We start from the raw sequence: 12,389 nt of genomic DNA, 5'->3' as shown, positions 1-12,389 counted from the left end.
GAATAATAATTTTTCTATATCAGCAAATATAAGTCTTATCATCAGTTACCCAGCACATGCAAACTACAAATATGCAATTCGGTCAGTTTTTAGATACTATTCGGTTACAACCCATTCCACTTCCGACAACTTGTAAACGAATCTCCATTTACCTTTCAGCGTATTTCTACATCTTCTTGAAACTTTGAACTCATGGCCAGTAATCAGCCGTATCCAATACTCTTCTTTTCTTTTCTGCCATACAGTCAAACAATCAACATTTACAATAGTCGATTGATTGCAAATACAAAAGTTGTCAGGAAGAATATCAATCATTTGTTTAATGGGAAATTGCAACAAATGGCTCTTTACTTTCTCTTTAGTAACAATAACAAGATACGGTCTATCCGTATAGACGCAAACAATATCCTCAAATTTAATCATTTGCATATAGGAATATCGTATAATCATTATCCCATCAGAGTTAGATTGTATTTCTCTAAATATTTCCATAAAATTACATTTATTTTATCGTGTACATACTCCATGTTTTAAGAAGGCTAAGAGCGTATAAATAACTTTTATCCGTTAAGCCTAATTGCTCTCTAATATTATAGGCCAAAACAGTAAATCCATCTGCAACTCCCAATGTAGAATAAATAGACTCTCTCTCTTTCTGCCAAAGACAAAATATCGTCATATCAGATAAAAATTCGTCAGCGGGATTACTTTCCCAATAGAAACTAATAAGCTCCATTTCTTCTTCTACATTTTCTGTACAATCCGGAACATGAAGTGAATGAAGATAATCATGGAGAGAAACAAACCGGGAAGATCTGCACAATTGAATATACAGATATAGCGCTACAGACGTACGGCTCTCTTCGCTGCAATCATCCGCCAATAGACGTATAATGAGTAACGACGTCAAATTAAGGAACGCGCTATATGGAATGCAATATACTTGATATCGGGAAATCTCAAATGCATTTCTCACTACGGCGTTAGCAGGATGATGCGCCCACAATTCTTTTCCATAAAAAGTAGGTACTACATCACAGGACGGATGATTCTCCACAATCTTCTTCAAAGCTTGATAAACCTCCCCCTGCAAGGTCGCTCCATTTAGGGTATAAGAAGAGAACATCAACCTAATATGTTCTCCCCTCTCATACGACAAGAAAAACATATATTGATGTATATCAGGACTTAACATCATATAAGAATGCAGCAAAGGCAAAATTCTTCCCCACTCATCCTGAGCATAAAAGATGGAAAAGCAATGCCAGGTCTTATTCCCCTCCCGAATAAATTCTGTGTTCATAATTACTTTAAAAATATAGGATGATCGTAATCAAAGTTCTTATAGGCAATGCCTTGACCAAAGCCATTGGGATTAACAGATAATCCGCCACACTCATATCTTTCAATTTCCCAAAAGTTTTGTGTTTCTGATAAATATACGAGTATTTCCGATTGCAAATCCACATTATCCACTCTATAGAAAGAAGACAAACAACCTTCAATATCTTTCCACTGTCCCCCTTCCGGATTTTTGCCACCGATTATTCTATTCTTTTCATCCAGAAAATATTGATTGATATTCTCGTAATGGGACGAACAGTTGTAGTTACAATAAATATTATCCTTCAAAATAGTTTTAGAGTAACTACCGTCTTGATATCGTAGCAATACTTGTGTCTGATACGGATTTATATAAGATAAATACATATCAGTGATATATCTTCCCATATACTCTTGCGAAACACGCTCTTCATGAGAATGATGAATCGCTTTACAGAATCGATTTTCTGAAATAAATCCCTGCTCTATTCCAGATTTCCATAACCGGTAATACAACTCAATATCCTCTAAACCATATCCGGGAAGTGCCTCATTATAGCCATTAACAGACAAGAAATGTTTGCGCCATAAACAAAGACGGCCAATAACATCTCTCTCTGAATACCTTGGAGTATAAAATACTTTTTCAGCAGACATACAGAAAAGATTCAATATGTATGTGGCAAATCCTTCACCTAAATAGTTGTCAGCATCCAAATTACAAACAATATCTCCTGTTGACAGGCGGAATGCCATATTCCGGCTATGAGTTCGATGATAACAAATAGGGGTGATCGTTTTGTAATAGTTGAATATGCCTGTATCAAACAAATCATCCTGTTGTTTTATCCATCCCTCTAATCCATCTTTTGAATTATAATCCAAAAGATTAAATTCCACCTGCTCAGATAAGAAATTATCCCGGATATTCTGTTGCAATGTCTGTTTAATATGATGAAGGCGATTCATGCAAGTAATATTGAAAGAGATTTTATGGGCGTATTTCAAAGAATCGACCTCTTTCGGCACATTTCCTTCTATATCAAAAATATTCTTTCTGATACCGAAGCTCCCTCCATTAGCGATAAGTTTGCCGGCAAGAATATTAGATTGGGAAATTTTTGCATTATGCTCATCCATTTCATGCCATGTTTTGAACGATGAATGAGTAAATGCAATTCCTTCTTCTTTAGTATTCCTGATTGCTCTATTATATCTGGAATCTTTCACTTCGATACGTCTGTAACCTTTCGCCATCAATCTATTGATTAAATCTAAATCTTGATAGCCAGCAGGTTCTAAACTTTCATTATATCCTCCAATGGATAGAAAATCATTCCGCTTAATTGATATACGTCCAAATGAACCGTCAAAACCATCATCAGAGCATTGGTGCAAAAATATATGTCCATCATTCTTTATAAATTGCAAGATAACAAACCAACCACCATTACTCCCTGTATAATTATCACAATCCAGATTTACTAAAATATCATTTTGCGCCAACATATGCGCAGTATTTTTTGCTATAGAAGCATGCCAATAAACCATCTCTTCTGTATAAAAGTACTTTAGATATCCAGACCGTATTTCATGTTTAAAGTTATCAGATATCCATTTACGAAGTCCGTCCGTACTTCCGAAATCTACGAGCACAAATTCTACTATTTCTTGCAATCCGCGATTATCCTCTAGATTTTGAGGAAGAGTCTTTTTAATCTGATAAAGTCTATTCTTACAAGTAATGCAGAATGAAATTTTAGGGATCTGAGAATTATCAATCATTATAGTTTTATATATGTTTTATTATAAATGCAAAGTAATCAAATCCAACACAGAAAACGGTTTATTATTTATCATAAAAGGTTTGTTATCTATCATTATAGATCTATTATCCATCTTACAGGTTTATATTCTATCATTCTCCACACCCGTACATTTCCAAAATATCAACCGATTCATAACTCCTCTATTAAATAATGGTGTCCCATTTGCAACCTTGTTATGGTCTTGGTACGGAGCAGAGCCCCCAGTGTGGAATTTTTCCACACCCCATTCCACACTTTCCACACAAATCCACACTGTGCCACACTTCCCCACTCACTTCTCATCATTAATTATCAACCATTTACCTAAAATTCATATCTTCTGGCACGTGCTTTGCAACTATAATTTATGTAAGCGCAAAGCTTCCTAAAGCAAAAAGGAAACCTAAACTTTCAACTGTAAAATATATTTAGTATAATTCTAAAAAAGCAAATGATTATGAAAAAGTTAGTATTAGTAGCAGCCCTGTTTATGTTTGTTTGTGGTGGTTCTTTCGTGGCAAACGCTCAGGACCCGGTGAAAACTCAACAGCAACAACCGGCAACGGAAAAAACTGAAGAGCCTAAAGCCACTGAGCCTGCCAAGGAAGAACCCAAAGCAGAAGAACCGAAAGCTGAAGAGCCCAAAGCTGAAGCTCCTGCCAACGGTACTCCTGCAACGGAAACACCTGCACAGCCTGCTGAATAATAGTAAGCACACTGACAACAAAAGCCGTCCCCTACTTGTCTATTCTGGGGGATGGCTTTTGTCGTTTTCAGACACAAGAACATCATCTTATTATAATGACGAATCTAATCAGCAAGCACAAAATACCTAAACATAGGTATTGTTCAAAAGGGAAATATAGCGGTACTTTGCAAGTAATAAATTATAGTTCGAATTTACTATGGAGTCTTTATAAAAACACACATGAAAACAAAATCATTCATCATACCCTTTTTGCTATTCCAAGCTCTTCTCTTTACAAGAAGCAATCTGCTATATGCCATCCCTGCCCGGCCGGGAGTTATCACCGTAACCCAAAGTGACGGTACCCGTCTCAAAATACGCATTTATGGAGACGAATATTACCATTACACTATATCTGAAGAAGGCTATACGCTGACTTCCGGATCTGATGGAGATTATTATTATGCAACCCTTTCACCCAACGGGCAGCTGGCCTCTACCGGTGTCAAAGCACGTCCGATGAGTAAATTAAGCAATTCCGAAAGGCAACAGTTAGGACAAGGATTCACGCAAGGACTTCGCCCCCTATCTCCCACAGCCCACAAACAGCAGATGATGCGCACTGTCCAGAACAAAAGCAACTCTTCCAACACGCGAACAATAAACGGATTCACTCCGCCGGAACGTTTTATAGATAATGGATTTGCCACCACAGGTAAGCAAAAAGGACTTGTATTATTGGCCGAATTTCCGGATGTGCCCTTTACTATAGGTAGCAAAGGACACTTCGAAGATATGCTGAACAGCAAAAATTACAGTGAGAACGGTGCAACAGGCAGTGCATGGCAATACTATTATGACAACAGTAACGGACGCTTCGACCCGGAATTTGTAGTTGTAGGTCCTTATACACTGCCACACGAACGTAGCTACTACACCGCCAATGATGACGAACTTGCCTACGAAATGGTAGTGGACGTCTGCCGGATGGCCTACGCCAACGGCATTGACTTTGGTCCTTATTCCGAAGCAGGCGTCATGCGTGACGTATTCGTCTTTTACTCCGGTGGCGGTGAAGCGGACGGAAGCGATCCTGAAGGAATCTGGCCCCACCGCTACAGCGTAGAATATAAGGGCACTTACACTTTCGGAGGCAACCGGCTCGCTGGTTACGCCTGTGCCGGAGAACTCTCCAAGTACGAAGATGGAAACAACAAATTCACTTCCATCGGCACGTTCTGTCATGAGTTCGGACACGTTCTGGGATGGCCTGACCTTTATGATACGAATTACAGCACCAACGGGCAGGCTGCCGGCCCCGGCACCTATTCGCTGATGGCCAGTGGCAGCTACAACAACGACAGTCGCACTCCACCGGCACTGAGCATTCTGGAACGTTGGATGATAGGCTGGGCAGAGCCTGAAGTTCTGAATACCTCAGGAGAATTCCGCCTGGCTCCCGTCCATCAGGATAAAGGTTACCTGATAGGAACCGATACAGACAATGATTATTTCCTGCTGGAATACCGGGGTACAGGCGACAATGTATGGGATATTCCAGATTATTACAGTTATTACGAAAACCAGGGCACATCGGGGCTTTTAGTCTATCACATAGATTATACCACACCCTCCAAATGGCTGACGTACAATTCAGTAAATACCACAGCAGGCCACGAGTGCATGAAAGTAGTCTGTTCTTATCCCAATGCGACAAATGCTGTGTATTACTCCCGATACAGCTTCTTTCCCGGCGTATACAAAGTGACCAGCCTTATGTCCGCCAAACAAAAAGATTTCCGCTCCTGGAAAGGGGGGAACACAAAGGTGAATATATTGGAGATCGCCACGGCCGACGGCTATATCTTGCTAACCGTGGATGATACTTACTTCGGTATGTCTGACTATCATGTGCAAGCATACCAATACGATGCCCTTGTGACATGGCAAGACAACATCGGAAAGAAATGGACAGTAACCTGGAAACCGACAGGCAGTACAGAGATGGCAGGTTCGCAAACAACTACATCAACAGAATGTCACATAAACGGCTTGCAACCCGGCAAGCAATACGAAGTCACCATCCTAAATTCCAACGAAATAGAACATACACTCTCAGTTACTACCCAACGGAAAGGACTCTACTACCCACGCATCGAGCAGTCGACTCTAGTCAACAGTTCGGAGAATCCCATATTGTTCCATCTGGCGGACTGCGAGGATATAAAGGCCGAAAAATGGTATATAGATGGAAAGGAAAGTAAAAACTACATCAGACTCGAAACCGGAGAACATAGTATCCAGGCAGAAATCACCCGCTCGGACGGCAACAAAGAGTATATTATGCAATATATCACTATCCAATAATAGAAATACTTATGAAAACATTCAAATATATCCTGTTACTGATCAGCGTCTCTTTACTATACGCCTGCTCAAAAGACGAAAATGACTTTTACAAAGAAGAGCGTAACAGTCTGCTATCTTCCACGCAAATAGGAATCTACCAGAACGGGAAAGCGTTATTGCTCTTCGACAAGCAGGCACATCAATACTATTGTAATCCCTCACAAAAGCTCTTTCGCATACAGGATGCGCAGGGGAAGCAATACACGGCTCTTCAACTGAATGCCCTTCCCTCGAGGCATGAAAGGACAGACGGGAAAGTGGAAGGAAACATGGGTATCAAACTCGACGGGATAACACAGTTATATATTCTCCAATCAGACGAACAGTTTGTATGGCTATGGTCGGATGATACATGCATCGGATTCATTTTACCCAACATTGGTCTTTCAGGTTTATAGAAACCGCACTTTTGAAATACCTATATATTGTTATCGTTCACGTTATTTAAAGAAAATATACCGACTTTTAGCGATTGCTGATCGTGCACAGATCCAATAACTTTGCAACTCCAAAAAGTGCATAAATCAATGTCGCGTAAAGTCATATACATAATACTAAGTTACCTCTTGTTCTTCACTACCTGGTGTTCCGCACAATCGTTTTACAAATTTAGCGGACAAATACTTGACGCCCAAGAGAAAGAGCCCCTTCCTTTCGCCACTATCCGCATGAAATCCGATGAAGGCAAATTCTACGGAAGTACGAGCGACGAGAACGGCAGGTTCAATATCACCCATATAGAGAGCGGACACTACCATATCACGGTCTCCTATATAGGATATGAGAAACAGGAAAGATCCATCGACCTGACTAATAACATGTCATTGATATTCTCGCTGAAACCGTCTTCCACTGCATTGCGCGAAGTGGTAGTGACAGCTTCTGAGTCAAAAGGAATAACTAGCGCCTCAAAGATAGACCGCACGGCAATGGAACATCTGCAACCTACAAGTTTCTCTGACTTGCTGGCACTATTACCGGGAGGAAAGACCAGCGATCCCAAGATGAACGGCGCCAAAAACATTACCTTGCGCGAGGTAGGCACCAGCAGTTCCAACTACAATACCTCTTCTTTAGGAACTAAGTTTATCATTGATGGTGCTCCCATCAGTACAGATGCCAATATGCAGCGGTTGCTCACTGACCCCAACACGACGTTTGACGCATATAACGCCGTGAATGCCGGCGTAGACATGCGCAACATTTCCACCGATAACATCGAAAGCGTGGAAATCATCCGCGGTATTCCTTCCGTGGAATACAACGACCTGACCAGTGGTGTAGTCATTATCAAGCAAAAGCAGAAAGCCACCCCGGTGGAGGCACGCATCAAAGCAGATCAATACGGTAAACTGTTTTCCATAGGCAAAGGTGTGGAATGGAAGGATCAAAGAACCGTTCTGTCAGCAGATGCAGGGTTTCTTGACTCGTACAATGATCCGCGGGACCGCCTCAACAACTTCAAGCGCATCAATGCATCCGTACGCCTCAACAAAAAGTGGCTGCTTGGAAATGAACATCGCTTGAACTGGACCTCCGGCATCAGTTATTCAGGCAATATAGATAATGTAAAAACCGACCCGGACATACAAACACAACAAGAAGACAATTACAAATCGAGCTATCACTACGGCCGATGGAACAGTTCGTTAAATTGGATTGCCCCACAGGACAAAGCTTTCAAAGGGGTGACACTGGATTTGTCTGCCAACATGTCGTGGGATAAGATAGAACGAAGTAAGTTCATCCAACTGGATCGCGACCGCACCGTACCCACCCATATGGAAGAAGGTGAATATGACGCTGAAATACTACCTTATAAATATATTGCTCACGTAACTGTAGATGGAAGGCCTCTAAATTTATATGCCAAGGTAAAAACAAAGTTCGAGTTACAAACGTGGAACGCTACACACCGAATCCAAGTAGGTGCTTCATGGACTTATGCCAAAAATCTAGGAGACGGGCAAGTGTACGACCTAAGCCGCCCACTTAACCCGGGCAGCTCTTATACACGTCCCCGCAAGTACAGTGACATTCCGGCGAGCGAGCAAATTGCACTATTCGTGGAAGATCAGATAGGTATTCCCGTAGGTAAGCATCACCTGGAAGTCCAGGCCGGAATAGGTAGCAGCATGCTGCTGAACCTGAACAGCCGGTATGCCCTCAGCGGTAAGCCTTATTTCGATCCGCGCATTAATGCTCAATGGAGTTTCCCTGCAATAGGCATTGGCAATAACGACTTGAATATAAACGTTTCAGGCGGCTTCGGATGGTTGACCAAAACGCCTACGTTGGCGCAATTGTACCCCAACAAGTTGTATATGGACTTCGTACAACTGAATTATTGGAACGCCAATCCGGACTATAAGCGCATGAATCTGCGTACTTATATCGTAGATCCGGTGAACTATAACCTAAAGGCAGCACGTAACTTCAAATGGGAAGTGCGCCTGGGCATGGAATTTCACAGGAACGATTTCTCCATCACTTATTTTCGCGAGCGCATGAGTTCCGGTTTCCGTTCGATGGCGAATTATTCCCCTTATTCTTATAAAAAATACGATGCCAGCGGCATAGACGGTTCAGAACTGACAGGACCTCCCTCACTGGAAGGTATGCCTTACTCAGAGGTAAGCGTACTGAACGGATACTCTTACACCGGAAACGGTAGTCTGACGCTGAAAGAAGGTATCGAGTTCCAGTTCGCCTCGGAACGATTCAAAAAAATCAATTCAAAACTGACCATTAACGGCGCCTGGCTGCGTACCAACTACGAGAACAGTCTGCCTATACAGAAATCTGTGTCGAAAGTCATCGGCAATGTCGCCTTGAGCGATATGTATATAGGTCTTTACGAATCGGACGACCGTTATTCCTACGAACAGTTCAACAGTAACTTCATAGTAGATACCTGGTTGGACAAATTGGGAATAAAACTTTCGGCCACCGTAGAGTGCACCTGGTTCTACAGCAAACAAACTAAAGAGAGAAGCGGTGTGCCCATCTCGTACATAGATGCCACAGGAACCGTGTCGCCATACACGGATGCGGACAAGACAGATACTTATAAACAGCATCTGACACTGAGCTATAATCAGGAACAGTTCGAAAAGAGTACCGACCCGTTCTACATGTATGTCAATTTCAAGGCAACTAAAGACTTCGGCAAGAATCTGTCAATAGCCCTCTTTGCCGACCGCATTCTGGACTATGTGCCCGATTATACCCAAAAAGGATACCTCATCAGAAGAACAGCAGCCAGCCCTTACTTCGGGATGGAACTTAATATAAAACTTTAATATGATAACAAAGAAAATGAAAATGAAACATTACCTTTACGTAGCCTGCATGTTTATTGCAGCCTTGGCATTCACCGCCTGTAGTGACGATGATGACAACAGTGTAAAACTGGCCAATGTAACATTGCATTTCAACGCACCGTCTGAATTGCAGAGTTATAACCCTACAATCGGTATTCAGGAGTTGACCCTGAAGAATATCAATACCGGAGAAACAACTTCCGTTGTGAAACCCGGCACCCGTGCAACTACATCCAATGCCAGCATCACGGTAAGTGTACCCGAGGGCTTATATACCATCAGTATGGAAGGTTCCCTGAGCTATAAGCTGAATGATGAAATGGTATACACAAAAATGCGCGCATACCAGGAATCGGTAACCTTCACCGAAACTACAGGCACAGCTCCCCTCGACGTAACCGGTTATGTATATAACTCCAGCGAAGAAGGAAGCAATTTCGTTATCGCCGAAATTTTCTTCACCGGCACCGTTACTCCGGAAGAGGAACAATATACCGGTGACAAATACTTCCGTATTTACAACAACTCCGGCGACACGCTTTGCGCAGACGGGTTGACAATTGCCGAATCAGCCTTCATGACTACAAGCAAATATGACTATACACCTGATATCATGAATGAGGCATTCTCCACAAAAGCCATTTATCGTATCCCGTTAGGCGGAAAGATCATGGTTCCTCCCGGCGAATCCTTGCTGTTATGCGATATAGGCATGGATCACACAGTTGCCAACAGTAACTCATTCGACTTGACAAAGGCTGACTTTGAATGGTACGATGTATCCTCAAATCCAAGTTTTGAAGACACGGACACTGAAGTTCCGAACTTGGAAAAGATATACTGTTATACAGCAACCATCTGGGGACCACATAACCGTGGCTTTACCTCATTTGCACTGGCACGTTTGGGAGATGACGAAAACAACCAACTCAGTAAGGAGGATTATCTGAAAGACTATGCTTACACCTACGAATATAACATGATTATCGGTGGTAACGTCTATCCTATGAGCGGTGACGCCTACAAGATTCCTAACAAATGGATTCTGGATGCTGTGAATCTCAGTGTGGAAAGCGAATACGTATGGAATGTAACATCTCCTGCACTGGATAGAGGCTGGACGTATTGTGGAAAGGTAAATCAGGACAAGACGCGTTATGGCAAAAGTGTACGCCGTAAGGTACTTTCCGGTAAAACATTGCAGGATACAAACGACTCCAGCGTAGATTTCCTGCCTGAACAGCCTGCCGATCCGTATTACAAGTTTCACGAGTAATCACAATTCCTCACTAACAAGATGATCTTACGATTTATATCTTCATTCATCCTCGTTGTAGCGACCGTATCCTCCTTTGCACAAAAGGGGGACACGGTCTTGATTCAGAAACGGGCTTATGAGCGCTCAGCAGTAAGGCAAAATTTCATAATAACGCCTTATCTGAACCCTGCTCTTAACTATTACCGCTATTCCGACTCATACTCTTCACTTTCCATTTCGGGAGACTGGGACAATGAGAGCTGCGCCCTGAACGCGCAGGAAGGTGACGGTTGGAGTGGATTCAAGGTAGCAGCCGACTCATATGTCCGCATGTCGGATGCCTCACGCATCTGGGGCAACGCTTACTACCACAACGGAGAGCGGAAGAACGTACAGTGGAACGAGAGTGCAGACTACGAGCTCATCTACCCGTACGTAATGGCAGACACCATAGGAGGAGATATAAAATCGGAAACCTACTTCTTCGAAGGCGGATATGCTGCTTCTCACGGACGATGGACATTTGGCGGGGAATTCTCATACCGTGCCCTGCTTGAATACAGGGATGTAGACCCGCGTCCGCGTAATTCCATTGCCGATTTGCAGGGAAAAGCTGGTGCTTCTTATCAATTCAATAAACGATATGCCGTGGCTTTGTCCGCTGAAGCCCATAAGTACAAACAAAATGGGGATATCACATATTATGATGAACTGGGAGTATCGAAAACGTTCCATCTCTCCGGCCTGGGAACAAGCTATACGCGTTTCGACGGTACCCGCAATACGGTGAGGTATCAGGGCCACATCTTCGGAGCAGGATTAGATTTGCTGCCAGTAAAAAGTGATGGAGGCTGGACAAGTTCGGTTTCCTACCAGCACGCTTTCTATGAAAAGATTCTGCCTGGCGCAAACGATCTCACGCTGAACGAGCTGGACGAAGATCGCTATCAGGGAGAAATAGCCTGGACTTCTGCCACTACCCGGAATCATAGTTGGGAAATAAAGGCAAATGCTGAATTCCGTGACCGGAAAGGTACAGAAATTCTTTATGGAGATGCTGTGAATAGCATTTATCCGCAGATTGCAACCGCTCAACAATTCGGAAGCGAACGGCTCTGGAGTAACTTATCGGCTTTTTACGAGCAGGAGCAGACTAAAGTATGGCGCTGGAGCCTGCAACCAGCCGTAGGTTATCACTACAGAAAAGATACTTACAAAAGTCCTTCTAAAAAGATGGAATACAGTCTGTTCGATGCTTCTTTAGCTTTCGCTTCTACCTGGAGATGGAAACAGGATATGCTCTTTGTACGTATTTGGGGAACGCATCAGGAAAAATTAGATGCAACCCTGGATATCGGACAAGTGACACACCCTTATGCAATGACCATCCTGCAACAGAATTTCGATATGCAAAGTTCTGGAAATACCAGTTATGGAATTTCATTACGCTGGTCAAAAAATGTATTCAAAAACATGCTGGCTCACTTAGAAGCGGGTTGGCAACAAGCCAGATATACCAACAGTGAGAAAGGAACCTCCCTTTGGGTAAATGTCGGTGTATCTCTCTAAAAAAATTACTA

Annotated in this window: 10 protein-coding genes; 6 read left to right on the top strand and 4 right to left on the bottom strand. The window is 42.6% G+C overall.

The genetic code is table 11. From position 1 onward, the window contains the following. Positions 1-96: 96 nt before the first annotated feature. From BN161_RS10305 to BN161_RS29785, 4 genes are all read right to left on the bottom strand, one after another. Positions 97-423, bottom strand: a complete 327-nt coding sequence (locus BN161_RS10305; protein WP_244436466.1) for a LytTR family DNA-binding domain-containing protein — start codon at positions 421-423, stop codon at positions 97-99. A 79-nt stretch (positions 424-502) separates the two neighbouring features. After that, a complete protein-coding gene (locus BN161_RS10300) occupies positions 503-1,303 on the bottom strand; it encodes a hypothetical protein (RefSeq protein ID WP_044265649.1) in 801 nt (266 codons plus the stop codon). A gap of 2 nt (positions 1,304-1,305) precedes the next feature. Beyond that, positions 1,306-3,108, bottom strand: coding sequence for a glycosyltransferase family 2 protein (locus tag BN161_RS10295; RefSeq protein ID WP_044265647.1), 1,803 nt, complete (start codon positions 3,106-3,108; stop codon positions 1,306-1,308). A gap of 173 nt (positions 3,109-3,281) precedes the next feature. Continuing rightward, the gene (locus BN161_RS29785) at positions 3,282-3,437 is read right to left on the bottom strand and encodes a hypothetical protein (RefSeq protein WP_167332513.1); all 156 of its coding nucleotides are present in this window, start codon (positions 3,435-3,437) and stop codon (positions 3,282-3,284) included. A 151-nt stretch (positions 3,438-3,588) separates the two neighbouring features. Between BN161_RS29785 and BN161_RS10290 the strand changes: the two genes are divergently transcribed. The 6 genes from BN161_RS10290 (at position 3,589) to BN161_RS10265 (ending at position 12,378) form a co-directional block, all read left to right on the top strand. Continuing rightward, positions 3,589-3,837 (top strand): hypothetical protein, encoded by a 249-nt coding sequence (locus BN161_RS10290; protein WP_007219766.1) that lies wholly within the window; start codon positions 3,589-3,591, stop codon positions 3,835-3,837. Between the two features lie 222 nt (positions 3,838-4,059). Beyond that, on the top strand, positions 4,060-6,186 hold the full coding sequence (locus tag BN161_RS10285; RefSeq protein ID WP_044265644.1) for a M6 family metalloprotease domain-containing protein: 2,127 nt from the start codon (positions 4,060-4,062) through the stop codon (positions 6,184-6,186). 11 nt (positions 6,187-6,197) lie between these two features. Further along, positions 6,198-6,626, top strand: coding sequence for a hypothetical protein (locus BN161_RS10280; protein WP_044265641.1), 429 nt, complete (start codon positions 6,198-6,200; stop codon positions 6,624-6,626). Between the two features lie 129 nt (positions 6,627-6,755). Next, complete coding sequence (locus tag BN161_RS10275; RefSeq protein ID WP_044265640.1) at positions 6,756-9,530, top strand: TonB-dependent receptor; 2,775 nt, start codon at positions 6,756-6,758, stop codon at positions 9,528-9,530. Between the two features lies 1 nt (position 9,531). Beyond that, positions 9,532-10,827 (top strand): DUF4876 domain-containing protein, encoded by a 1,296-nt coding sequence (locus BN161_RS10270; RefSeq protein WP_044265638.1) that lies wholly within the window; start codon positions 9,532-9,534, stop codon positions 10,825-10,827. A 21-nt stretch (positions 10,828-10,848) separates the two neighbouring features. Then, the gene (locus tag BN161_RS10265) at positions 10,849-12,378 is read left to right on the top strand and encodes a DUF6850 family outer membrane beta-barrel protein (protein ID WP_044265636.1); all 1,530 of its coding nucleotides are present in this window, start codon (positions 10,849-10,851) and stop codon (positions 12,376-12,378) included. Positions 12,379-12,389: the final 11 nt, after the last annotated feature.

It is taken from the genome of Bacteroides timonensis (genome assembly GCF_000513195.1).
Lineage (GTDB): Bacteria > Bacteroidota > Bacteroidia > Bacteroidales > Bacteroidaceae > Bacteroides > Bacteroides timonensis.
The sequence above is the reverse complement of the archived record's forward strand: the minus strand, read 5'-3'. Positions and strand labels throughout refer to the sequence as shown.